Below are 25,131 nucleotides of genomic sequence, written 5' to 3' on the forward strand. Positions count from 1 at the left end.
GTCATTTGTCAAAGAATTATAGAAATCAAGACTCAGATTCAGGGCGGGTTTTGCATAAAAACTAGATAAAACAATCAACCTTAATCCCTAAACCCGCCCCGGAAAGACGTGCCATGCATCTCTACATTTTTTGGGACTACATTGTCCTACACATCGCACATTGGGCAAGTCTTTGCCCCAGGGATTCCACAGGGATTTGCTGGAGAATCTCCGCTACAAAGGCATCAATTAACAGATTCCGGGCATTAGTTTCATTCAGTCCTCGACTTTGTAAATAAAACACGTCTTCTGGGTCTAATTGACTCACTGTCGCACCGTGAGAACATTTAACTTGGTCAGCCGTAATTTCCAGTTGCGGTTTGGTATCCACACGGGCTTTAGCTGAAAGCAATAAATTGCGATTCAATTGAGCCGCATTGGTGAATTGAGCCCCTTGGGGCACGAAAACCTTACCATTGAATACTCCGTGCGCCCGGTCATCTATGATACATTTGTGCAACTGGTTGGTTATGCCATGAGGATGATTTAACAGCACAGCACTATGGGTATCTGCCACCTGTTCCCCACCAATCATGGTTAAACCGTTGAGCGTGGTTTCTGTCGCCTCACCCGTCTGCACGATTTCTAAATTATGCCGAGATAGTTTCGCCCCTAAACTAATCGCGTTACAAGTATAGCGGCTATTCCGGGCTTGACTTACCGCTGTTTTACCAATGTGCAACCCATCAATCGCTTCTCGCTGATTCCGGGTATGGATAACTTGGGAACCCTCCTCAAGCCAAATCTCCGTCACTGGGTTATTGAAATAAGGACGATTCACCGGAATATCTGGACATCCTTCTACATTCGCCGCGTAATGTTCAATCAGATTCACCACCGAACCCGCTTCAGCAACCACCAGACAGCGCGGTTGGCATATTACAGGTACTTCGTCAGTCGTGGAAATAAACAGCAGATGAATCGGTGTCTCGACTATTCTATTTTTGGGAACCCACACCACCGCCGCATCCGTGAGTCCCGATGTATTTAGGGCGGTGAAGACATCACCAGCGCCCTGTTGCTTCCCCAAATAATTTTGGATTTTCCCTTCATACGCCCCAGGTAAACCCGCCAAATTCCCCACATACACGCCTTCGGGTAATCCACTTACCGACGATAAATCCGACGCATACACCCCATTCACAAAGACTAATCGACTATTCGGGGTTTCGGGTAGGGTTAGGGAAGTCAAGTCTAAGTGTTGCAGGAATTGCTCAAAAAACGTCTCCACCCCTTGAAAATTCACCGCCAATAACGACGACAAATCCGTAAACCGCCATTCTTCATCGCGACGAGTCGGAATTGCCAATTCTTGCACAATCGCCGCCGCTTGGTCGCGCAGTTGCTGGAGAGTGGCGTTTAATTGTCCCCCGACAACGGGTTCATCTTGGCGACATTGGTCTAATAGCGCCTTTAAATAGGAAATTTCCGGTTTCGCAGATAGTTGTATACTCATCAGGCAATCACCTCAGCCGCCGCTTCTTCTATCACCCAGTCATAACCACGGGATTCTAATTCTAATGCCAATTCCTTACCCCCGGTTTTGAGAATGCGCCCTGCTGCCATGACATGGACATAATCGGGTTCAATATAATTGAGCATCCGTTGGTAGTGGGTAATCAGAATCATGGCATTATCAGGATTTGCTAACTGATTCACCCCGTTGGCGACAATCTTTAGGGCGTCAATATCCAAACCGGAATCCGTCTCATCCAGAATCGCCAGTTTTGGTTCTAACAACGCCATTTGCAGAATCTCATTCCGCTTCTTCTCGCCGCCTGAGAAGCCTTCATTTAAACTGCGCTCCAGGAAGCTGGGATTCATCTTGACAATTTCCAGCTTTTCCTCGATTAGGTCTTCAAAGTCAAACGTATCAATTTCCTCTAATCCCTGATGCTTACGGCGGGAATTATAAGCGACGCGCAAGAAGTCTAAATTACTCACCCCAGGAATTTCTAATGGATACTGAAACGCTAGAAAAATGCCAGCCAATGCCCGTTCTTCGGGTTCGAGTTCCAGCAGATTTTGCCCCAGAAATGTCACCTCGCCCCCGGTGATTTCGTAGGCTGGATGTCCCGCTAAAAGCTTGGAAAAGGTGCTTTTACCTGAGCCATTTTGCCCCATGATGGCGTGAATTTCTCCCGCCTTCACCTCTAGGTTTAAGCCTTTGAGGATTTGTTGTCCTTCAACATTTGCCGTCAAATTGTGGACGGATAAGATTACGTCGCTATTTTCTCTAATCATTACACGTTTTCACCAATTCAGATCAATGATTCTTCGGGATAAGGGAGATAGGGTGTTCCAGACGTAGCTGGTCGGGGCGGGCGCGAGTCACATCTGGGTGCAACGGAACAAGAGTAGTAAAACCCGCCCCGGAAAGACGCGCCATGGTACGTGTCAACACTCAACACTCAACCTAACCCACGGCTCCTTCTAATTTCAGACTCAATAATTTATCGGCTTCAGCGGCGAATTCCATCGGCAATTTATTGAAGACATCCTGACAGAACCCACTAACCATCATGGAGACAGCATCTTCTTCTGAGATTCCGCGTTGAGTAAAGTAGAAAAGCTGATCCTCGCCAATTTTCGAGGTTGAGGCTTCGTGTTCGACTTTAGCCGTATTATTTTCAACTTGAATATAGGGGAAAGTATTCGCCTCAGCCGTATCGCCAATCAACATGGAATCGCACTGGGAATAATTCCGCGCCCCTTTTGCTTTCGGACTCACTTTCACTAAACCCCGATAGCTATTCTTAGAATTACCAGCGGAAATCCCTTTAGAAATAATAGTGCTACGGGTATTTTTGCCAATATGCACCATTTTAGTGCCGGTGTCGGCTTGCTGCATGTTATTGGTTAACGCCACGGAGTAAAACTCACCCACGGAGTTATCCCCCACGAGGACACAACTGGGATATTTCCAGGTAATTGCTGAACCGGTTTCTACCTGCGTCCAGGAAATCTTGGAGTTAACCCCTTTGCACAAGCCGCGCTTGGTGACAAAGTTATAGATTCCCCCTTTACCCTTTTCGTCACCTGCAAACCAGTTTTGTACGGTGGAGTATTTAATATCGGCGTTATCTAGGGTGACAAGTTCCACAACAGCCGCGTGGAGTTGGTTGGTGTCGTACATAGGCGCGGTACACCCTTCTAAGTAGCTCACCGAACTCCCTTCTTCGGCGACAATCAGGGTACGCTCAAACTGTCCTGTGTCCCCGGTATTAATCCGGAAATAGGTGGATAGTTCCATAGGACATTTGACGCCTTTGGGAATAAATACAAAGGAACCGTCACTAAACACAGCCGAGTTTAGGGCAGCAAAGTAATTATCGCCCACGGGGACAACACTACCCAGATATTTCTGCACCAGTTCTGGGTGTTCTTGCAGCGCTTCGGAGATGGAACAGAAGATAACGCCGACTTCGGCTAATTTTTCTTTAAATGTGGTGGCGACGGAAACGCTGTCAAAAATAGCATCCACGGCGACGTTGGACAGTCGCTTCTGTTCAGACAGGGGAATCCCCAGCTTTTCAAAGGTTTCTAGGAGGGCTGGGTCAACCTCTTCCAGGCTGTTTAGCTTTTCGGTTTTCTTTTTCGGGGCGGAGTAGTAAATGATATTCTGGTAGTCGATGGGCGGATAGTTAACGTGGGGCCACGTTGGTTCCTCCATCTTCAGCCATTGGCGATAGGCTTTGAGGCGAAACTCCAGCATGAACTCCGGTTCGTTCTTCTTGGCGGAGATCAGGCGGACTACGTCTTCATTCAAGCCACGGGGAATGGTGTCGGCTTCGATATCGGTGACAAAGCCGTACTTGTAGGGCTGGTTGACTAATTTCTTGACAGTAGCAGTCATTGGATTTAGGGTTCTCTCTTCTACTAAGGATGGGAAGTGGGCGGGAGCGCTTCTGTATAAATAGACCCGTCACCAGTTTTCCAGAGTTCAGGCTAATTGGGTCACGTTGCACTAGCAATAGGGTTAAACAACAAAAGTGTTGTTTAACTCTATTGTAGGTTATATTAACAACTAAGATGTTGTCAAAGTCAACTGAATTTCTTCTGTTGCCCTAACACAAGCGTGATTTCACCCCAAAAGCCAATGACCACCACTCAGCAATCTTCTACCAAGCAAGACATTTTGCAGTATTTACTCAAACAGGAGCGAGCGATCGCGCAGACATTAGCCGAAGCTCTCGATATTAGTCCCCAAGCCATTCGGCGTCACCTGAAGGATTTGGAAACCGAGGGACTGATAGAGTATGAGTCGGTATCGATGGGGATGGGGCGTCCCCAGCATGTTTACCGCTTGAGCAAGAAAGGACGCGATCGCTTCCCTAACCATTATGGCGAGTTTGCTGTGTCGTTGCTAGACACCTTGGAAGAAACAGTAGGTCGGGATCAGGTGAGTAACATTCTCCAGAAGCAGTGGGAACGCAAAGCCCTGGAATACCGCCAGCGCTTGGGTAAAGGTTCATTAGCCGAACGAGTCGCCAAATTGGTAGAACTGCGCCAAAGTGAAGGGTATATGGCTGAATGGTATCCAGTTGAATCCAGTGACGTGAGTCAACAGACCCGTAATCAGTTTATCTTGAAAGAACACAACTGTGCTATTTCCAACGTCGCTGAATCCTTTCCTAGCGTCTGCGGACATGAATTGGAAATGTTTGCCGCCATTCTACCCGATTGCCAAGTCGAGCGCACTCACTGGATTAATCATGGAGAACATCAGTGTGGTTATTTGATTAAGGGGAAATAGTTTGTCATGGTTCATGGTTCATGGTTCATTGGTCATTGGTCATTGGTGGTTAGGGATTGGGCGAAGCATTCGCGTTGAGATTTGAATAGAAAACCGATAGATTTGGGTGCGAATGCTTCGCCCCTACGAATGCATCTGCTTTCCCTGCTCCCTCTGCTCCCCCATCTTCCCCGCATCCCCCCTTTCCTATGTCCCAACAACCCACGACACAATTTTTGAGTCCAGAGGAATCTGCTGCGGTCGATACAGCGTTACTCGCAGCCCATGAGAAGTTTTTAACCCGATTAACTATTTCATCCCTGCGCCTTTTAACCCATATTGCCCAGGATACAGGAGTAGCTGTTAAAGACTTGACGCCTCAGCAGGTGATTGATTGGTTTGAAAAAGACAGTAAGATTCGCCGCGAACAGGGATCTGATGCTGCATTTTTGAAGTGGTGATTCCGGGTGCATGTCAACGTTGTAGATTGGGTCTGGAGAACCTAGTGCAAGAAGACAGAAATAACGCCAACAGCTAACATCTCCCCCAGCTCCCTCTGCTCCCTCTGCTCCCCCTGCTTCATCGTATCTACGAAGCTGCTCAAGTATTTCCATGCCCGCCGCACTAGGCTCCCGTCTTCTTTTTGAGTAACCAAACCCTAGAACACCAGTCGGTGTAATCGAAATCGATCCTCCCATTCCTGAAAAACGGTAACATAAGCTACCTTTATTTTCCCCGTTATGACTTAGCCTAGGCGGGTTTTGTGGAGCAGTTATCGGTAACCTACTGAACCGACTGATTAAAATTTTTCCATAAAAAAATAGACCATCTCACATTGTTATTCGCTCCTTATTAGTCAAGAACAGGACAATAAAAATTTACATAAATCAACAAAAATAAATTTATCCAAAAAAAGAAAATAATTTTGCCAAAAATTTATAGATTGAGCCGATAATTTTATGCGGATTTCACCTATTCGCTGGTGAAGGTTAATTATGATGGCGAGTATACGAAACTCGTGCTTAGAGGTAATTCCGTGAAACTCAAATTAACTTTTTTACTATCAGCCGCCTTCGTCGCTGGTGTAGCGGCAAAAGCGCAAGCGGCGAATTTTTTTACCTATAATCCGAATGAACAAGAAATTTATCACACTACATTTGATAACGCAAATGATTGGCAGCTAAACAATACCACGGTTGATCAGGGTGAACTTCAGGCTAATCCTGAGACGAATTGGGCATCAGCATACTACGATCTCTCATCCTTAAATAAATTGGATTTAGATGATGGTGATATCGCTATTTACTGGAGCGCTCGCACAGATCGAAGCAAGCCCGAACTGGGTAAGTTCTTTATGGAACTGAATGTTGCACCAACAGATACCCAGGAACCGCGCCAAATTAACTGGAATATCCGTCCTGTTTCTCCCCGTGATGGCAATTTCCGCAACTTACCCTATTTACTTTACGTTGATCCCGGCTTTAATATTCCCCATGAGGTTGAACAAGAACTGGTTGTTCCCGATCAATTTCCTGATACTGAAACTTACGAGAATTTCCGACTCACATTGAGTAAAACGGGAATGGATACTGTTGAAGTCACGCCCTACTATTGGCTGAATGATAATTGGCAAGTGTTTTCCGCTAAAGACGGTTCAACGCTACCCATGAGTGTTAGTATCCAAGATAACCTAGTAGGTCAAGATTATTTTGAATCCCTCAGCTTTCGCTTCCGCCAAAATCGGTCATATCTTGATGCGGTTGCTATTACTCGGATTCCCACCGATTCAGAACCCGTCGATATTCCAGAAGCCTCTACAGCATTAGGTTTATTCGCTATGGGTGCTTGGGGAATCCGTAAGTTGATGCAAAAGCTGAATCGATAGAAGGATTACATGTAGGGGCAATTCATGAATTGCCCTTATTAGGGTGAGAGCGTCACTCCAGCAACCACATTTAGTCATAAAAATAAGTCAGAATCGCGACAGCTTTTCCTACTAGCATTATCGCACTTGTTGCTCGGTTAACAATGTATTAACCCAAACCAGATCATCTGCTAACAATGGCGGTACGGGTTCTTGCGTATAATCGATTGCTAAATCATAACTGGCTTGCTCGTACACATTATTCAACAATACCTGTAAATCAACTACGGGTTCTTCATCACCCGACTTCAAGGGTAAGGGAAATGAGGGAATCGTATCGGGTAGATTAAAGGCATATAAATCAGCTTGAGGACGACGCTCTCCTCGACTGACTAAAATTCGATAATGAGTTTGACCATTGCTATGATATACTGGCATAGGTTGCCCCTTCCGCAGTAAATCAATTTCCACTAAATGAGTTGAACTGCCGAAGATTTTATGGCGTTTAGTTTCATATTGATCGCGTCCTTCTCCAGAACGTTTATTAACCGGAGATAGTATCTCAATAACGGTGACAACTTCACCCGTGGCGACTTCTCGTACTTCTAAATAACCTTGTTTAATTGTTTCCGGTACAGGAACTTCTACGATTTTGGGTTGAGTTGGAGATGGGGCGACAGCAACATTACTCATCGGTTGTTTCGTTGTCGCCTGTGAACCTTTGACCGTTAAATCAGGAACACCAATCAGTAGGGATTGTTCGCCAATGGTTTCATACAGACGCACCTCAACCGCCACTCTGTATTTTGGGCGCAGTTGAGGAGAAAGTGACCTAGCTAATTCAACAATTAGCCAGTGATGGACTCCGGGCCAGATTTCCGGATGTTCTAGGTAAGGGTTCATCCCCGCAAAAGGGTTTGGCATAAATTTCCCTCCTTGGCGTTCGATTCTCGTTGCTTAAATTTTATCGTCGTTTTGCCCTAGCACGGGGAAATCCCGGAATCAGACAGATTAATTAAATGCGTCTTAGTTTAATAGGGATGAGATTGCAGCCAAGTGGTAATCTGTGGGATTTGACTCACTGTATTTTTCAGCGTTTCCAGGTTTGGATAAGGCTGCAACAAATCCTTGGGCGGCTGATAGGGTCCATCGGGTTCTGGGATGTAGGAAAATGCCGAGGGTTCATTCCAGAATTTTCCGGTATGATCATATATACACAGAATGTCAAACACGGCTATATCTGCCCAGGTTAAGGATGAGCCAACTAGAAATGAAGAGGCTTGATTTTGAGTAATTATTTGTTCCAATTTCTCTAAGTGCATGGGTACGGATGTGGCGAAATACTCGTTTAAGCGTTTTACTTTAACGGATGGTTCTCTCATTTTCATAATGAATTGACCTTTTTCCACCACCCGGTCAACATAACACCCATATAGCAGATCCTGGAGATCTCTCCAGGCATCAACGATCATATCGGATAGGGCTGCCTGTAAATGGTCAATGGGATAGAGTCCTGCCTGTTTAGCTGCATAACGAGCGATCGCGCATGACTGGCTGATCACTGTATCACCCAGCTTCATAATCGGCAGTTGACCAAAGGGAAGCTCTCCACTAGAGCACATTTGTCCGTAGTCTTCAAATGAGAGTCTTTGATCGTCAAATGAAACCTCGCCACACGTAAAAATCAGACGTGAAAGTTCGGCTCTACCCTTTGCTTGAAAATACACTAAAATGGGATAGTTTTTTATCATAATTTGTTATCCGATAAATCTCTGAGAACCTCTGCTTCTACCCACACAGGGTATCATGTTCCTTGCCCTACAATGCTCCACCGGATGCTCCTTGTCATGTGTGATTAGGGATGGCAAACGTTGTGGGGCGCAAGGCTTGCGCCCCTACAGAATTTGACTGGAAACGGTTAAAATTCGGCGCTCAATGGTGTGCGCGGGAAGGGAATCACGTCTCGTATATTTCCCATCCCCGTCATAAACTGCACCAAGCGCTCAAATCCTAAACCAAACCCCGCATGGGCAACGGTACCATAACGCCGCAAGTCTAGATACCACCATAAATCCTCTGGATTCATCCCCTGATTCTGGATGCGAGAAAGGAGGACATCGAGGCGTTCCTCCCGTTGGGAACCGCCGATAATTTCCCCAATCTTGGGTGCTAGTACGTCCATGGCGGCAACGGTTTTGCCGTCATCATTTAAACGCATATAGAATGCCTTGATCCCTAAGGGGTAATCGCTAACTATAACGGGTTTCTGAAATAATTCTTCTGCCAAATAGCGTTCGTGTTCCGACTGTAAGTCTGTCCCCCACTCAACGGGGTACTCGAACTTGCGGTCAGCTTTTTCTAATTGCGCGATCGCATCGGTGTAGGTAATTTGCTCAAACTGATTGTTGATAATATTTTCCGCCGTTGCCAGTACGGTATTATCAATCCGCTTATTGAAAAATTCCATGTCTTCGGGACAGTTCTCTAGTACCGAGGAGAATACATACTTGAGAAACTCCTGTGCCAAGTCCATATCGCCCTGTAAATCACAGAACGCCATTTCCGGTTCCACCATCCAAAACTCGGCTAAATGGCGGGAGGTATTGGAATTTTCCGCCCGGAATGTCGGACCAAAGGTATACACATTCCCAAATGCCATCGCCATCACCTCGGCTTGCAGTTGACCACTGACGGTGAGGTAGGCTTGGCGTCCAAAGAAGTCTTGGCTAAAATCCACCAATTGGTCTTCGGTTTTGGGAATCTCGTTGAGGTTGAGACTGGTTACCGTAAACAGTTCCCCCGCCCCTTCACAATCGCTAGCTGTGATAATCGGGCTGTGAATCCACAAAAAACCTCGTTCCTGAAAGAATTGGTGGATAGCATTAGCACAAGCATTACGCACCCGTAGTACAGCGCCGATCGTATTGGTGCGCGATCGCAAATGTCCAATGGTTCGCAGGAACTCAAAGGAATGGCGTTTTTTCTGTAGCGGATAGGTAGCAGGATCGGCTTCACCATACACCTGAACCGAATTTGCCCTCAACTCAATCCGTTGTCCTTTTCCTGGAGATGGCACCAATACGCCAGCAACTTCTACAGACGCCCCAGTGTTGATCCGCTGGAGAATCCTTTGATAATCCGGTACGTCAGGATTCAGGATGACTTGCAAATTTGCCAAGCAGGAGCCATCATTAACCTCCATAAAGGCAAACTCTTTGAGTTCTCGTTTCGTGCGTACCCAGCCCTGGATGGTTACATTTTCATCCGGCTGACCTGTGCGTAAAAGTTGTGCGATCGGTTTTTTTTGCATAATTTTGCCAGTTTACCAAAATCAGTCACTCCGGGCTTGCCCATACCTGGACAATTAATTCAGCTTTTTTTAGCGTCAGTTGAATGGAGATTACGGTTGGGGATCAATGTAAAACAATAGAGGATCAATTATTTTTGCGAATGAACGGGGGATTGGTTATGACTGGGAAATAGATATCTCCACTGCCTTGGTGTGGATCAATCCTTCAGGCTCTGCAATGATAAATCCGGGCAGATTTGGCGCTCTGTTAACTATTGTGAAGGGTTTGGGCGTCAATTGGCAAGGAAAAGAGGACAACCCGAGACAATTGATGAGCCAAGGGCGACCCGAGACAAGTGAGCGGATGGGGTTGTTAATCGATGCAGGCGGCGGGTCGCCCCTACCGATTAACCTGCACAAGATTTGAGCAACCAGCCGATCACAATCCCCAGTCCCCCGAAGCGAACGGCTTGCCAAAAGGGTTCTTTAAAAGCACTCCAGGAAAAAAGTTGGCTCTCTAAATTCAGTTCAATGGTTTCAAGCTGCTCTTGAATTTGCCGGAGTTCAGCTTTCAAGGCGGGTTGGTTACGAGTTTGACGCCCAGATCGTCTAATTTGCTCGCGACGGTGCTGAAGCTGGGCTTGTCGCTGCTGATCTCGTTGGACTTGTTCATAGCGCTCTTTGAGAGCCAAAAGCGATTGCTCAACCTCAGATAACGCTTGCTCAAACTCGTCAGCATCTGGATTTTGCTGATTGGGATCAGAATCAGCACTCATAACAGAAGAAGGGATCAATCAATGGGTGAAAAAAAATAGATACAATCAAACACAAGACCCCAGAGGCTTCAGCCGTGGGATTAGCTTAACAAACTTATACCTAGACCGATGCAATATACTAAAACCGATAGTCTCAAGGACGCCAGTACCCTGGAACTTGCCCAAGCCTTAGCAGAACGTTTAGGGATTACACCCCAAGATTGGCATCGATTAAAGTCAAATCGCCCAGCTAGAGCCAAGGAGCAAACGGCGGCGGCTTTAGTCTTTTTGCTCAAAGAAAAGCCAGAGGAAGCTCTAGATCGGTTGCGTCAGGCGTCAGGATGGCTGGATCGCTCGATCTGTGCCCCCCCTTGCCCAACTCATGGAAATCGCGATCGCTAGGGAATCAAGGGTAACCTTGAGCGACTCTTCATGTGTTTGCACAGTCGCAGTTCAGTTCCCTGAGGATTCCAGTGAACTTGATCAAAAATTTGGTAGAGAAGGCATAACCCTCTACCATTTTCTGATTCATCATGGGGCAAACTCTCGTCAGCATCCCCTTGACGACAAGGCGGAGAAAAGCCGGAGCCTTGATCTGAGATGATCCACCAATATTCGTCATTGATGACACTAAAGTGAACCATTACGGTCTTACTTGGGTCTAAATTATTGCCGTGCTTTGCCGCATTTACTAATGCCTCTTGGAGTCCGAGTCGGATCTCCGGTCGCCACTTGCGCGGAATTTGTTCCACAAGTATGTCGAGAATTGGGCAAAGGTAAAGGGTAGAAGCAAAGCTAATTGTTCCCCAGTTGCGTTCAACTGGGCGCAAAGATGATACAGCAATCACTTAAAAAACCCCTAGCTTTTCGTTGGTGGACTGGATACATGACACGGTCTATAGCCGCGTTTGTCGATCTCATTTTTCTCAAACCAGACGCTCCACACTCAGGTATGAGTTATCATAAAGGTTCGTCCAGATTTTGTATACTGGCACCCTAATCGTTGAATTCGCTGATCTAAATTTTGTCGAATCCTCATGCTCAATCTTGAGTTTCTTGCTACGTCAGCAGGTTGGTGAGCTTCTTATGGTTGTGGTGAATAATTTCAACTACTGCCCATTGATTGATTGGTAGATTGTGGTATTATAGGTCAAATTTGCCTCTCAGGGGGTAGTTTTTCTGTGAATTAGTAATGACAATGTACTTTATCTACTATTGTATCCAAACTCTCATTCAAATACCAGAGCTTTGTTTTAAATGAGGGCAGATTGATTCGTTATTCGTTAGGGAACAGGGAACAGGGAACAGGTAAGGTAGAATTTTGAGTTAACTTCCCCTGCTCCCCCTGCTCCCCCTGCTCACTGATAACTGATAACTGATAACTCCCTCATCCCTCCTGTTTTTCCAGGAAAGCCGCGCACTCAACGTGGGGGGTTTGGGTAAACAAGTCTGCCGGTTGAATGTAGGTTAATTGGTAGCCGCCCGACTGACAGAGACGTTTAAGATCTCGTGCTAGGGTGGCTGGCTTGCAGCTAATGTAGACAAGGCGTTGAGGGAGAACTGAAAGCAGGGTTTCAATGACTTGAGGATTGCAGCCCTGGCGTGGTGGGTCAAGTAATACGATATCTGGAGCGATCCCCAGTTGCGGCAGCACGGTTTCCACAGTTCCTGTCTTAAAGGTGACATTGGTAATACCATTAATCTGGGCATTAAGTTGGGCTTGCTCCACGGCTGTCCCTTGCGCTTCGATCCCCAATGCTTGCTGCACCTGTTTGGCTAAGGGTAGGGTGAATGTACCAATGCCACAGTAGGCATCGACTAGATATTCAGTGCCTTGGAGTGCCAGCTTTTGCCGAATGACATTAAACAAGGCTTCTGCGGCTTCGGTGTTGACCTGGAAAAAGGTATCAGGTCTTAATTGGAACTCTAAATCCGCGAATATCTCCCGCAGATACGGTTGACCCAGGACACAATGGGTTTGAGTGCCGAAAATGGCATTGGTACGGTGGGGATTCACATTCACACAAACACCCACCAGGTCAGGATAGCGATTGAGCCAGGTTTGGGCTTGAGTTTCCAGATTGGTTAAGTTGGCATCGGTTGTGACTAAGGTTAAAAGCATTTCCCCGGTTCGGCGTCCAATCCGGAGTGACAGGTGACGCAATCGTCCTTGATGACGGCTTTCGTTATAGATTGACCAACCTTGTTGCTGAATATCCTGCTTGATTTGGGCTAATAGGGGATTTAAGCGAGCATCTTGAACGGGGCATTGATTCAGGTTAATCAGTTGATGGGTTCCTTTCTGGTAATACCCAGCTTGAACTTGACCCGTTGGCGATCGCTGCATCGGATAGGTGGCTTTGTTCCGGTAAGCTAAAGGAGAATCAGTGCTTAAAATCGGGGCGATCTCGATTGATGTGAAGCCGCCGATACGGGTTAATACTTGCTCTATCAGATTTTCTTTGACTGATCGTTGATACTGGGGATCAATATGCTGCCACTGACAACCGCCACATTTATCCGCCACGATGCAGTGGGGGCGGATACGATGGGGAGAGGGTTCGAGAAGTTGATGGAGTTTCGCGATCGCGTAATTGGGTTTGACGCGCAATAGTCTGACTCGGACATGATCCCCGGTTACCGTATCAGGAACAAAAACGACTCGATTCCCCAACCGTCCGACACCATCGCCACTATCATTTAGGTCTTTGATCGTCACTTCCACCAATTGACCTTGTTGCCACTGATCAGGGGAGACGGGAGGATGGGGGGACAGGGAGACAGAGTGATCCATAAAATGTAGATTTGTGAATACTTTTCCAGCAACTGACTTTATTTGTGGGGTCTAGAGTCGCTAAACTACAAATGTTATCTAAGTTAACCCAATAAGATGAGCGTAGTTAGCCAAGTTATCCTCAAAGCCGACGACGAGCTGCGATACCCCAGCTCCGGTGAACTGATGGGTATTAAAGCCTTTTTGCAGACGGGTGAGCAGCGGATGCGTATCGCTTCCACCCTAGCAGAAAATGAAAAGAAAATTGTTCAGGAAGCGAGTAAGCAGCTATGGCAAAAGCGTCCTGACTTTATTTCACCAGGAGGCAATGCTTATGGGGAGCGCCAGCGATCGCTATGCCTACGGGACTACGGCTGGTATTTGCGATTGATTACCTATGGTGTTCTGGCTGGAGGCAAGGAACCGATTGAAAAAATTGGTTTGATTGGGGTCAAGGAGATGTATAACTCTCTCGGCGTCCCTGTCGCCGGAATGGTTGAATCGATTCGTTGCCTCAAAAATGCTTCCTTGGAGTTGCTGAGTCAGGAAGATGCGATGGAAGCGGCTCCTTATTTTGATTACATCATTCAATCGATGTCCTGACTCTTGACAAGGTTCTTGGTCATCAGGTTACCTCAGGATTGGTGATTCGGGATTCGGGATTCGGGATGGGGAAGCGTTTTGATCATAACATTCCCAATTGTCCCAATCACCGCCTCATCTCACCAATCCTCAATAATGTATTGACAAATACTTGATGATCAAGTATAAAAAACCGACAGTCTCTATGGGGAGAATCTGTCGGCTGTTTGTGTGTTCCCTATTGATGACTCGGCTAGAGTTCAGTCATTAGCTAGTATGCAAAATTAACCCGCCTGAGGATTGCGATCTCGATCAGCGATTGGTTGTGAACTTGATCGTAGCCAATCGTCCTGTTTGCTTGTGAGGCGAGATGAGGAGAATAAATTGGCGTCTTCCCCAACACTAACGGCTATTACGCCAACCGAGGCTCTCGTGGCGCGGTTCAGCTAAAATGGTGGAATAGATTTACGGTTAAATTGGGCACAATCCTTTGCGCCCCTAAAGTTTCCAGGCGTAAGCATCATCCACTAAATTCGGTGTGCCACGCCACTAGGGCTATGTTGTTTGTCAAAAAACTGCCTTGGACTTCCTTATCGATCTTGTTCGCCACCCATTGCGTCTTTGGCTGGTTGATCGCCGCTTCAAGGTTAATCGCAGATGCAGATAGACCTTGGGTGTTGTGGCTGATGGGGGCAATATATATCGTGTTTATCGATTTAGCCCTAACTGCCCCACTGACGCTGATTCAGAGCGTTTATAGCGGTTGGCTCAAGTCAGATACCCGCGCTTTTATCTCCGTGATTGTGGGCGCTTTTTTGGCAGTGCTGATTCTGTGCTGGATACATGTTTTTGCCCGGATTCTGGTGCTGCTATCAGCCGGGGCGTTAGTGCGGTTAGATTTGCAAGTTGCCAACTTTGGCGAATGGCAAGCTTTCAGTCTGTTGGTTGTCTTTTCTCTGGTTGGCTATGGGTTAGGCATAATCGCACAGCAGATCGTGAGCAGTATGTTCTGAAGTGCTTTGTTTGCTCCCTCGCCTCGCCATAGTTCCACGCCTTATGTCTGGAACATTGCTTTCCCTGCAAACTTTAATCACTGCTTGGGAGTTGAATTTTCACAGCACCTTCTGGGGTGGTGACAACTTTACCGCCGAGTGCTTCAATCTGATTAATGGCACGCTGACGAGTGCCATCGTCTAGGGCATTTTGTAGCACCATTGACCAAGCACTGACTTGGGCTGATTTACTTAAGGGATTGCGGGCAAGAAATTGAGCGGTTTGGCGGGAAATTGAGGCAACATACTGACTTTCTTCGTCTTGATATGTGCTTGCCCATTCTGCGGCTTTCTCAAAGGATTGGCGGGCGGCTTGGGCGTCACCCAGGAATAACAGTTCGTCAATTGCCTTATAGCGCCAGATGTAATAGGATTTGGGGGGAACTTGGGGGGAAAGCTGCTGGAGTCCTTCTTCCATCAGTTCTACCGATCGATCTGGCATACCCGCATAGAGGGATGTGCTACCTGAAAGGAAAAAGTAGGCTTCTAAGAAGCGGGGGTCACGGGCTAGAATCACTTCAAAGTATTCGGGACTCAGTTGATAGCCGGTGACATCGCGAGCTTCATCATCCCCAAAGTATTGCAGGAAATTGAGAAAAACCCAATCGGCTAATAGGTTATCAAATCCGAATGTTGGTACTTTCTGGAGGAGAGTTAGGCGCACCTTTTCGGCTTCGATTTGGCGTTGCAGTTCTGTGGGAGAGGGCGTTTTGCCCCTGCCTTGGAGCTGATTGAGTTGGGGAATTTGCAACCCCCCTATGGCGATGATACAGAGGATGGCAATCAAGGAAGGAATGAGAGATTGACGTAAGGGTTGAGAAGATTGGGTCAGCATTTTTGGTAAATGTATTGATTATTAGTTAGGGGATTGAACCACAGCTACACAAACAAAACTAGCCTAGCTTCGCTAACGTTAGACTAACGCGAGTTCCTAAAGATTTGTAAGTCCCTGTAGGGGCGCACAGACGTGCGCCCGATACAATTGACGGGAATGGGAATAAGGGAGCGATCGCAAGGTTGAATTCACCGGAAGGGAACAGGCGATCCTTGTAGGGGCGACCCGCCTGCATCAATGAATAACTGTAGTCCACTCAATTACGTCGGGTCGCCCTTTACTTAATAAACAATAGCAATGCCTTGATTTAACCCCTCCCTAACCCTCCCCTTCAAGGGGAGGGAACAACAACGGCACGTTTAGTTTAAGGACTGGCTTGGGGAAATCGAGCTAGGAGTTGCTCACGGGATAGCTGAGGTAGTTGTGAGAGGTATTGGCTTAACTGTTGGGGGGGTAATGCTAATAAAGAAGTGACCAGTGCGCTGAGTTGCTCATCCAATTCTCCAAATCGAATTTGAAGCAAATTTTCGACAATAAAATGCTGTGCTTGGTGGATTCCCGATTCACTGTTTTCGAGTTGAGATAATTGCAGGAGAAATGGGGTTAACTGCTGAGGGGGTAATGTCGATAAGGGAGTAATTAAAGCACTCAGGGTGGGAGTCAACTGTCCCACACGAGTCTGGAGGAGGTTTTCGAGAATCAGCCGTTGTCCTTGTTGTATACCTTGCTGCATACCTTGTTGCATGCCTTGTTCTATGCCTCGTTGTATACCTTGTTGTATACCTTTTTGCATACCTTGTTGCATGCCTTGTTCTATGCCTCGTTGCAGTGCGGCGTCGAGTTGTTGCCGATATAGGGGTGCTAATGCCATAATTAACTCCCTCTCCTCTGTTTCTAAGTTTTGATGGGCTTGTAAGTTGGCTTGCAAGTTATACAATAAATCTAGCGCAGATTTCCGCAATGGATGGTCTTCGGGTAATCCGGTGATCTCCTCAATGGCTTGCTGTTGAACTCTGCCTTTTCCGAGAAGTCTTAGCCATAGGGTTTGGGGAGTAAGAGGGAGTTTGTGGATGACGATGATGGCTGTTTTGAGAGATTCTCCCATGAAGTAGATTCCTTCTAGCCAGTTAGGTTCATCGTTTATGGCTCTAAATCCTGCTAATAATCGGCTTGAGGCGGTGGGCGTGAGAATCCATAGTTGGGGGAGTTCACTGTCGTTGATGGAGGTATTTTCCCGTCGGGCGCGTCGTTCTAATTCTGAATGTAGGTCAAACAGTTTAGACAGACAACTGCGGATTTGACTAGGGATGACAGCGTTGCGAAAGGGTTCAAATACGGCGGGTGTTGTGGCTAGGCGTCCCAAAAGTCCAAGGGTGGTTTGGTAGTCATTTGGGGTAGAAGTGGGGGTGAAGTAAACGTCAACCTGTCGCACTTCCCCAGCAATGTCTCGACTCGTCTCAACGGTTCCTATGGGGGATAAGAGTTGGTCAAGATAATCTTTGGCAAATTGGTCGTGGGGAAATCGAGTCATTGGGGAATGGGGATAGTCTACCAGTGTAGCCGTCTATCTTACCGGAGTTGAAGAAAATTCGCGATCGGTAGGGGCGAGATACCTGCATCAATTAACAACCCCAATCCATTCAATTCGATCGGGTCGCCCTTTACTTAATCAACAAAGCAATACCTTGACGCGACCCCTCCCCTTCAAGGGGAGGGAACGACAGCGGCACGTTTAGTTTAAGGACTGGCTTGGGGAAATCGAGCTAGGAGTTGCTCACGGGATAGCTGAGGTAGTTGTGAGAGGTATTGGCTTAACTGTTGGGGGGGTAATGCTAATAAAGAAGAGACTAGTGTTGTCAGTTGCTCATCCAATTCTCCAAATCGAATTTGAAGCAAATTTTCGACAATAAAATGCTGTGCTTGGGGGATTCCTGATTCACTGTTTTCGAGTTGAGATAATTGCAGGAGAAATGGGGTTAATTGCTGAGGGGGTAATGTCGATAAAGGAGTAATTAAAGCACTCAGGGTGGGAGTCAATTGTCCCAGACGAGTCTGGAGGAGGTTTTCGATAATCAGCCGTTGTCCTTGTTGTATACCTTGTTGTATACCTTGTTGTATGCCTTGTTGTATGCCTTGTTCCATGCCTCGTTGCAGCGCGGCGTCGAGTTGTTGCCGATATAGGGGTGCTAATGCCATAATTAACGCCCTGTCCTCTGTGTCTAATTTTTGGTTTTGGTTGGCTTGTAAGTTGGCTTGCAAGTCATACAATAACTCTAGCGTAGACTGTCGCCGTTGGCTGTCTTCAGGTAATGCGGTGATCTCCTCGATGGCTTGCTGTTGGACTGTACCTTTTCCTAGAAGTCTCAACCACAGGGTTTGGGGGGTACGAGGGAGTTGGTGGATGACGACGATGGCTGTTCTGAACGCCTTGTGGAGAAAATAGAGTCCATTTAACCAGTTTTGTTCATCGCCCAAGGCGCCAAAGCTATCGAGTAAGGGGGTTGAGGCGGTGGGGGTGAGTATCCATAGTCGGGGGAGTTCACTTGGGTTCAGGGAGGTGGATTCCCGTCTGGCGCGTCGTCTCAATTCCCGATGTAGGTCAAATAGTTTGGAAATACAATCACAAATTTGCTCGGAGGTGACAGGATTGCGAAAGGGTTCAAAGACGGCGGACGTTGTGGCAAAGCGCCCTAAAAGTCCCAGAGAGAGGAGGTAGTCATTTGAGACAGAGGTGGGTGTGAAGTAAACGTCAACTTCTCGCACTTCCCCAGCAATATCTCGACTTGTCTCAACGGTTCCTATGGGGGATAAAAGTTGGTCAAGGTATTCCTTGGCAAATTGGTCGTGAGGGAATCGGGTCATTGGGGAATGGGGATTTAATTAACAAAGCAATACCTTGACGCGACCCCTCCCTAACCCTCCCCTTGCTAAGGGGAGGGAACAACAAAGGCTAAATTGACCGGAATGGAACAGGCGATCGCAGCCTTTGTCGTCCGTCCGTAGGGGCGCATAGACGTGCGCCCGATAAAATTGACGGGAATGGGAACAAGGGAGCGATCGCACCATTGAATTGACCCGAATGGAACAGGCGATCGCAGCCTTTGTCGTCCGTCCGTAGGGGCGCATAGACGTGCGCCCGATACAATTGGTTTGAGGCATTATAAGGTTAGGTGATCGCTCTGGGTCGAGATATGGGTAGGTTAAGGATAGGGCGAAGCTGTGAACTCAGGTTCACCGTTCAATGCTCAAGCTGGTTAAATTCGGTCGTTCTCGCTCGCTTTGGCTGATTTGAGCGATTAGCCGAGACTTGATTAACTGGCAGATTCATTTACCCCTAGGTCGGTATGTCTGATAAGAAACCCAAGGAAAATCCCCTGAAACGAATTCTTCTTGTATTCTCAATGGTAGCCTTTCTGGGTTCTACGGGCTATGGGCTATTTGGTCTATATAGTAATGCCTTACAGCAACCGCAGACGACGGCTACCTCGGAAGAGGCGTCAGTTAATCAACAGCTAGCGGCGAAGGAACGGGGGTATGAGTTGGTTTTAGAACGGGAACCGGAGAATCGGGTGGCGCTCGAAGGCTTGGTGGAGATACGGTTACAGATGCAGGATACTCAAGGTGCGATCGCGCCGTTGGAAAGGTTGGTTGAGTTGCATCCTCAGGATGCTGGGTATAAGGTACAGTTGGAGCAGTTGACGCAGCAGGTGGGAGAAGGGAGTGAGGGGAGTGGAGAGCGCGATCGCTAAACAATAGATCAAGTTTATTTAAATGTCACCCCATGGATAAAAGAACTTCAAAATCTGATATTGACCGTCTTATTCCTCCAGAAATTAAAAATGATAATTTTTATGCGGCGATTCAACAAATTGTTCGCGAAGAAGATATTAAAACAATTTTAGAGATAGGCTCATCTTCAGGTGAAGGAAGTACTGAAGCTTTTGTTCAAGGAATTCGCGACAATCCCAACCAACCCACTCTGTTTTGCTTAGAGGTTTCAAAACCTCGCTTTGCCGCACTTCAAAACAGGTATGCTAATAATGCTTTTGTCAAGTGTTATAATCTTTCATCTATTTCTCTAGAGCAGTTTCCAGATGAAAAAGATATTGTTGATTTTTACAATACTGAAAAAACAGCTCTAAACAATTATCCCCTTGAACGGGTGTTAGGTTGGTTACACCAGGATGTTGAATACATAAGAACCGCCGGAATTCAAGAAAAGGGAATTAACAAAATCAAGCAAGAAAATAATATTGATATTTTTGATGTTGTTTTAATTGATGGATCAGAGTTCACTGGCAATATAGAACTTAATGAGATTTATAGATCAAAATATATCTTCCTAGATGATATTAATTCCTATAAAAATTATAAGAGTTTTTATCGGCTAATTGAGGATTATAACTATACTCTTATAGGTGGCAGCCTTCAAATACGGAACGGCTATGCCATTTTCAAAAAAATGACTGTACAGCCAATAAGTTACACAACGATTCAGTCAGCCGTTGAAGCAATTGAAGGCTTCATGATACCTGGGCAAGAAGCCTATCTTTTTAATAAAGTAAAATCCTTACCAGACGATGCAGTTATAGTAGAAATCGGTTCCTATAAAGGTCGATCAACGGTTGCTATGGCTATGGCTTGCATAGGAACAAAGCGAAAAATCTATTGTATTGATACCTGGAATGGAAATGATCGTGACTTTTCCGATAGAAAATTCTTTGAAGTTTGGCAACAAAATATCAAAAAAAATGGTGTTAATCAGTATGTAGTTCCATTGCAGGGTTTTTCTCATGAAATTTTGAACCGTTGGCACGAACTAACCAACACTAGGGAAGTAAATTTTATTTTTATTGATGGTTCTCACCAATATTTAGATGTTTTACAAGATTTCCAACTGTCGTTTCCTCTGGTCAGAAATGGAGGATGGATAGCATTTCATGACGTTATACATACATGGCCCGGTTCAGAAAAGGTTTGGCACAAAATTGCCAAATACTACCTTGTTTCTCATGAATATTCATCTAGTCTTGCTTGTGGACAAAAAGATAATAGTTTAGTTATTGCTTCATTTCAATTGCCCATTCATTTCTTCACAATTGTCCTCAACGGTGAACCATTTATCCGTTATCACATTGAAGTCTTCAAGCAATTGCCTTTCCCATGGCATTGGCATATTGTTGAGGGTGTAGCAGACTTGAAACATGATACGGCTTGGAGTTCTAAGCTGGGTGGACATATCAGTGATGAAATTCATCGGAATGGATACAGTAAGGATGGTACGACAGACTATCTAGATGAACTGGTGCAGGAATATCCCGACAACATTACAGTGTATCGGAAACCGAAAGGGGTTTTCTGGGATGGTAAGCTGGAAATGGTGAATGCGCCACTGGCAAATATTCATGAGGAATGTTTACTTTGGCAGATAGATGTCGATGAATTGTGGACAGTTGAGCAACTTTGTACTGGACGACATCTATTCATCAGCAATCCTGAGAAAACAGCCGGGTTTTACTGGTGCTGGTATTTTGTCGGAGAAAATCTGGTTATTAGTACTCGTAACTGTTATGCTCAGAATCCTCAACAAGATTGGCTGCGTACTTGGAGATTTAAACCGGGGATGATGTGGGCAGCCCATGAACCTCCAGTATTGATAGAACCTCTACCCGATAACCAATGGCGCAATGTAGCAGAAATTAACCCGTTTTTGCACGAAGAAACTGAAGAACGAGGATTAGTTTTTCAACATTTTGCCTATACAACTTCTGCTCAATTGCAATTTAAGGAACAATACTACGGTTATAAAAATGCTTTTTCTCGATGGACAGTATTGCAGAAACAGGCTAAGTTTCCAGTTTTATTGCGCCAGTATTTTCCCTGGGTTCAAGATGGAACCATGGTTGATACAGCTAAGTCCTGTGGTATTATACCGATTGCTCGGAAGGATGCAGATAGCAAATTATGGAAGTTTTTCCAGGTAGATAAATTTCAAAAACCTGTAAAAATAAAACCCGTAATTGTTATAGATGGGGTATTTTTCCAGATGTATAAAACTGGAATAGCCCGGGTTTGGAAATCTTTACTCGAAGAATGGACAGGAAGTGATTTTGCCAAGCATATTATCGTTCTTGATCGAGCCAGAACCGCCCCTGACATTTCTGGTATTCGTTATCGTATTGTACCTCCTTATGACTACAATAACACTGCTGCTGATCGCGAAATGCTCCAGCAAATCTGTGATGAGGAAGGCGCTGATTTATTTATTTCTACTTACTATACGACACCCCTATCAACGCCTTCTGTCTTTATGGCGTATGACATGATTCCAGAAGTGCTGGGATGGGATATGAATAATCCCATGTGGCAAGAAAAGCATCGTGCGATTCAACAGGCGTCTGCTTACCTGGCTATTTCAGAAAATACGGCGCGTGATTTGGTAAAGTTTTTCCCAGAGATATCTCCAGAATCGTTAAGAGTGGCTCCTTGTGGAGTTAAAATCAGCTTTTCTCCAGCGAATTTGGAAGAGGTGAATAGTTTCCGCACGAAGTACGGCATCTCGAAACCTTATTTTATTCTGGTAGGTACTGGAGGCGGGTATAAGAATACAATTCTATTCTTCCAAGCTTTTGCTCAACTGTATAGTAAACAGGGTTTTGATATTGTTTGCACGGGTAGCGGTTCCCTGCTTTCTCCAGAGTTAAGAGCTTATGCGTCGGGTAGCGTTGTCCATACGCTGCAACTTAGTGACGAGGAATTGAGAGCCGCGTATTCTGGTGCTGTTTCATTAGTTTATCCATCAAAGTATGAAGGGTTTGGATTGCCAATTTTGGAAGCAATGGCTTGTGGTTGTCCAGTGATAACTTGTGCTAATGCATCTATTCCTGAAGTGGCTGGGGAAGCCGCATTATATGTGAATGACACTGATAGTAATGGACTAACGAATGCGCTTTGTGATGTGCAAAAACCAAATGTTCGCAACTCGCTAATTGCGGCGGGTTTAGCACAAGCGAAAATGTTCTCATGGTTGAAAATGGCGGAAATCGTTAGTGCGGCTTTGGTTGATGCTATCCTCTTGCCTTTAAATCTGAGAGATATTAATTTAATTATCTTCCCAGATTGGTCTAAACCTGAAGAGTCACTCGGGATAGAATTGGAACAAGTGATTAAAGCGATCGCGACTCACCCGGATAGAAGTCATATCACGTTGCTGATAGACACTAGTAATATTTCTCAGGAGGAGGCTAATCTCTTTTTGTCTGGTGTCGCCATGAATCTGCTCATGCAGGAAGATTTGGATATTACCGAGGGTTCAGAAATATCTCTCATGGGACATTTCGGTGAAATGCAGTGGAAATCTCTCTTGCCTCACCTCCACGCTCGTATTATCTTAGAGAATGAAAATCAAGAGGCGATCGCACAAGCCAACGTGGACGCTTTGCAATCTTATGAACTAAATCGGTTCAGCGATGGAGAAGTTGGCGGCTTTTTTTTTAAGTTGAGCCATAAATTCTTTCAGGAAGGAAGATGGCAAGAGGCAATTGAGCAATATCAACGGATTTTAGCCAGCCAGACAGGAACTCCAGAGATTTTTTGGCGCTTAAGCCAGTGTTATAAACAGCTCAAGCTTTTAGACCAAGTGTTTAGCACACTCCAAGAAGGGGTTAGAGTTTATCCGACAGATGGTCGTCTTCATTTTACATTAATTATCGAATTACAAAGATTTGGACGCACCCAAGAAGCAATCGCCTGTGCGAATCAGGCATCGGATATTTTACCAAATGATTATACCTTTAAAATCCTCAAACATTTAATTGTACCGATAATCTATGATTCTCCAGAGGAAATAAGTTTTTATCGTCAACGCTATAAAATTGGACTGCAACGATTAATTCACGAAACCTCTCTAGAATCCTATGCCGAAAAAAAGGATGCTTTGGCAGGTATCGGTAGGCTGACTAACTTTTATATTTCCTATCAGGCTGAAAATGACGTTGATTTACAACGCCAGTATGGAAACTTAGTGCATCAAATTATGGCAGCTAACTATCCAGATTGGATTGAGCCTAGAGTAATGCCTCCACTTGAACAGAATAACAAGATTCGGATTGGCTATGTTTCGGCTTATCTGCACTGCTATAGTGGAACCCTTTGGTTAACGGGGTGGCTGCGTCATCACGACAAAGAAAATTTTGAAATCTACTGTTATTACACGGGTAGTACTCCAGACTTGATTACCCAACAGTTTCAGGACTATAGTGATGTGTTTCACCACATTCCTCATAATTTAGAAGCAGTCTGCGAACAGATTATTGCTGACCAACTGCACATCTTGGTATTTCCAGAAATTGGTATGGATGCGCCAACCCTGCAAATGGCGGCTCTGCGACTTGCACCAGTACAATGTACGGCTTGGGGACATCCGGTTACATCGGGTTTACCAACGGTTGATTACTTTTTATCCAGTGAGTTAATGGAACCGGAAAATGCACAAAACCATTACTCGGAAACACTGATTCGTTTGCCGAATATTGGGGTTTCTTATCCTAAACCTTATATTCCGCCACGAACAAAAACTAGAGCAGATTATCAGTTACCGGAGGATGCGGTACTTTATTTGTGTTGCCAAGCACCTTTCAAGTATTTGCCGCAATATGATTATATTTTGGCTGAAATTGCTCGTCGGGTTCCGCACGCTCGGTTTCTGTTTCTGCGCGGTGAGTTGCTTCAGCCGCGTCTTGAGCGTGCGTTTAGCGCCGTTGGTCTTAAGTATGAAGAGTATTGTGTATTCTTGACTATTCCAGAGCGGTTGGATTATCTTATGATTAACTTACTCTCAGATGTTTATCTGGATACACTTGACTGGTCTGGTGGAAATACTAGCTTAGAGGCGATCGCCTGTCATCTACCTATTGTTACTTGTCCAGGGGAATTTATGCGGGGTCGTCACTCGGATAGTTTTCTCAAGATGATTGGCGTGACAGATACGATTGCTGAAGATGAAGCAGAGTATATTGAGATTGCGGTTAAGTTGGGACTAGATTTAGCTTGGCGACGGGAGATTGCAGAACAAATGAAAGCGCGACACGATAGCGTCTTTGAGGACAAAGCCTGTGTAGCAGGTTTAGAAGCATTTTATCAGCAGGTTGTTCAGGAGCGGCTTACGATGCTCGGAGAAATGGCTAACTAAAACATGGGTTATGCGCG

The 25,131-nt window shown here is 45.7% G+C and carries 21 protein-coding genes; 8 read left to right on the forward strand and 13 right to left on the reverse strand.

From position 1 onward, the window contains the following. Positions 1 to 136 precede the first annotated feature (136 nt). From sufD to sufB, 3 genes are all read right to left on the reverse strand, one after another. Positions 137 to 1,495 carry a Fe-S cluster assembly protein SufD gene (sufD, locus tag ACLGGO_RS14040; protein ID WP_446419777.1) on the reverse strand — a complete coding sequence of 453 codons (1,359 nt, stop codon included), beginning with the start codon at positions 1,493 to 1,495 and terminating at the stop codon, positions 137 to 139. Next, a complete protein-coding gene (gene sufC / locus ACLGGO_RS14045) occupies positions 1,495 to 2,283 on the reverse strand; it encodes a Fe-S cluster assembly ATPase SufC (RefSeq protein ID WP_446334020.1) in 789 nt (262 codons plus the stop codon). The genes sufD and sufC overlap by 1 nt, the downstream gene beginning before the upstream one ends. A 172-nt stretch (positions 2,284 to 2,455) precedes the next feature. Further along, positions 2,456 to 3,895: a Fe-S cluster assembly protein SufB gene (gene sufB / locus ACLGGO_RS14050; protein WP_446419778.1), complete on the reverse strand. Its 1,440-nt coding sequence runs from the start codon at positions 3,893 to 3,895 to the stop codon at positions 2,456 to 2,458. A gap of 243 nt (positions 3,896 to 4,138) precedes the next feature. On the opposite strand from sufB, the gene sufR reads away from it, so the two are divergent. The 3 genes from sufR to ACLGGO_RS14065 all read left to right on the forward strand — a co-directional run bounded on the left by sufR (position 4,139) and on the right by ACLGGO_RS14065 (position 6,659). Then, complete coding sequence (sufR, locus tag ACLGGO_RS14055; RefSeq protein WP_446334022.1) at positions 4,139 to 4,795, forward strand: iron-sulfur cluster biosynthesis transcriptional regulator SufR; 657 nt, start codon at positions 4,139 to 4,141, stop codon at positions 4,793 to 4,795. Between the two features lie 188 nt (positions 4,796 to 4,983). Beyond that, positions 4,984 to 5,235 (forward strand): hypothetical protein, encoded by a 252-nt coding sequence (locus ACLGGO_RS14060; protein ID WP_446419779.1) that lies wholly within the window; start codon positions 4,984 to 4,986, stop codon positions 5,233 to 5,235. A 575-nt stretch (positions 5,236 to 5,810) separates the two neighbouring features. After that, positions 5,811 to 6,659 carry a hypothetical protein gene (locus tag ACLGGO_RS14065; protein WP_446419780.1) on the forward strand — a complete coding sequence of 283 codons (849 nt, stop codon included), beginning with the start codon at positions 5,811 to 5,813 and terminating at the stop codon, positions 6,657 to 6,659. Positions 6,660 to 6,776: 117 nt separating this feature from the next. Here ACLGGO_RS14065 and ACLGGO_RS14070 read toward each other — a convergent pair whose 3' ends face one another. The 4 genes from ACLGGO_RS14070 to ACLGGO_RS14085 all read right to left on the reverse strand — a co-directional run bounded on the left by ACLGGO_RS14070 (position 6,777) and on the right by ACLGGO_RS14085 (position 10,703). Next, positions 6,777 to 7,562, reverse strand: coding sequence for a DUF4058 family protein (locus ACLGGO_RS14070; RefSeq protein WP_446419781.1), 786 nt, complete (start codon positions 7,560 to 7,562; stop codon positions 6,777 to 6,779). A gap of 107 nt (positions 7,563 to 7,669) precedes the next feature. Beyond that, positions 7,670 to 8,389 carry a glutathione S-transferase gene (locus ACLGGO_RS14075; protein WP_446419782.1) on the reverse strand — a complete coding sequence of 240 codons (720 nt, stop codon included), beginning with the start codon at positions 8,387 to 8,389 and terminating at the stop codon, positions 7,670 to 7,672. A gap of 167 nt (positions 8,390 to 8,556) precedes the next feature. After that, the gene (asnS, locus tag ACLGGO_RS14080) at positions 8,557 to 9,948 is read right to left on the reverse strand and encodes an asparagine--tRNA ligase (RefSeq protein WP_446419783.1); all 1,392 of its coding nucleotides are present in this window, start codon (positions 9,946 to 9,948) and stop codon (positions 8,557 to 8,559) included. A gap of 386 nt (positions 9,949 to 10,334) precedes the next feature. Further along, entirely contained in the window at positions 10,335 to 10,703 is a 369-nt protein-coding gene (locus tag ACLGGO_RS14085; RefSeq protein ID WP_446334029.1) for a DUF2203 domain-containing protein, read from the reverse strand. 108 nt (positions 10,704 to 10,811) lie between these two features. On the opposite strand from ACLGGO_RS14085, the gene ACLGGO_RS14090 reads away from it, so the two are divergent. Next, entirely contained in the window at positions 10,812 to 11,084 is a 273-nt protein-coding gene (locus ACLGGO_RS14090) for a DUF6439 family protein (RefSeq protein ID WP_446334030.1), read from the forward strand. On the opposite strand, the gene ACLGGO_RS14095 is transcribed toward ACLGGO_RS14090, so the two are convergent. Beyond that, positions 11,081 to 11,527 carry an ATP-binding protein gene (locus ACLGGO_RS14095; protein ID WP_446334060.1) on the reverse strand — a complete coding sequence of 149 codons (447 nt, stop codon included), beginning with the start codon at positions 11,525 to 11,527 and terminating at the stop codon, positions 11,081 to 11,083. The two genes, ACLGGO_RS14090 and ACLGGO_RS14095, sit on opposite strands and share 4 nt — an antisense overlap. A gap of 542 nt (positions 11,528 to 12,069) precedes the next feature. Then, on the reverse strand, positions 12,070 to 13,476 hold the full coding sequence (rlmD, locus tag ACLGGO_RS14100) for a 23S rRNA (uracil(1939)-C(5))-methyltransferase RlmD (RefSeq protein WP_446419784.1): 1,407 nt from the start codon (positions 13,474 to 13,476) through the stop codon (positions 12,070 to 12,072). Positions 13,477 to 13,572: 96 nt separating this feature from the next. On the opposite strand from rlmD, the gene ACLGGO_RS14105 reads away from it, so the two are divergent. Further along, positions 13,573 to 14,058, forward strand: coding sequence for an allophycocyanin (locus ACLGGO_RS14105; RefSeq protein WP_446334032.1), 486 nt, complete (start codon positions 13,573 to 13,575; stop codon positions 14,056 to 14,058). A 536-nt stretch (positions 14,059 to 14,594) separates the two neighbouring features. Beyond that, complete coding sequence (locus ACLGGO_RS14110; protein ID WP_446419785.1) at positions 14,595 to 15,050, forward strand: hypothetical protein; 456 nt, start codon at positions 14,595 to 14,597, stop codon at positions 15,048 to 15,050. A 73-nt stretch (positions 15,051 to 15,123) separates the two neighbouring features. Here ACLGGO_RS14110 and ACLGGO_RS14115 read toward each other — a convergent pair whose 3' ends face one another. From ACLGGO_RS14115 to ACLGGO_RS14130, 4 genes are all read right to left on the reverse strand, one after another. Continuing rightward, positions 15,124 to 15,924: a hypothetical protein gene (locus ACLGGO_RS14115; protein WP_446419786.1), complete on the reverse strand. Its 801-nt coding sequence runs from the start codon at positions 15,922 to 15,924 to the stop codon at positions 15,124 to 15,126. A gap of 364 nt (positions 15,925 to 16,288) precedes the next feature. Beyond that, positions 16,289 to 17,455 (reverse strand): flagellar assembly protein H, encoded by a 1,167-nt coding sequence (locus ACLGGO_RS14120; protein ID WP_446419787.1) that lies wholly within the window; start codon positions 17,453 to 17,455, stop codon positions 16,289 to 16,291. Positions 17,456 to 17,661: 206 nt separating this feature from the next. After that, positions 17,662 to 18,786, reverse strand: coding sequence for a flagellar assembly protein H (locus ACLGGO_RS14125; protein ID WP_446419788.1), 1,125 nt, complete (start codon positions 18,784 to 18,786; stop codon positions 17,662 to 17,664). Positions 18,787 to 18,804: 18 nt separating this feature from the next. Then, positions 18,805 to 19,083 carry a hypothetical protein gene (locus tag ACLGGO_RS14130; protein ID WP_446419789.1) on the reverse strand — a complete coding sequence of 93 codons (279 nt, stop codon included), beginning with the start codon at positions 19,081 to 19,083 and terminating at the stop codon, positions 18,805 to 18,807. 185 nt (positions 19,084 to 19,268) lie between these two features. Between ACLGGO_RS14130 and ACLGGO_RS14135 the strand changes: the two genes are divergently transcribed. Both ACLGGO_RS14135 and ACLGGO_RS14140 read left to right on the forward strand, forming a co-directional pair. Next, on the forward strand, positions 19,269 to 19,673 hold the full coding sequence (locus ACLGGO_RS14135) for a tetratricopeptide repeat protein (RefSeq protein WP_446419790.1): 405 nt from the start codon (positions 19,269 to 19,271) through the stop codon (positions 19,671 to 19,673). A gap of 32 nt (positions 19,674 to 19,705) precedes the next feature. Continuing rightward, complete coding sequence (locus tag ACLGGO_RS14140; protein WP_446419791.1) at positions 19,706 to 25,114, forward strand: O-linked N-acetylglucosamine transferase family protein; 5,409 nt, start codon at positions 19,706 to 19,708, stop codon at positions 25,112 to 25,114. Positions 25,115 to 25,131: the final 17 nt, after the last annotated feature.

Source organism: Coleofasciculus sp., from assembly GCF_046565525.1.
In the GTDB taxonomy this organism is placed as follows: Bacteria; Cyanobacteriota; Cyanobacteriia; order Cyanobacteriales; family Coleofasciculaceae; genus Coleofasciculus.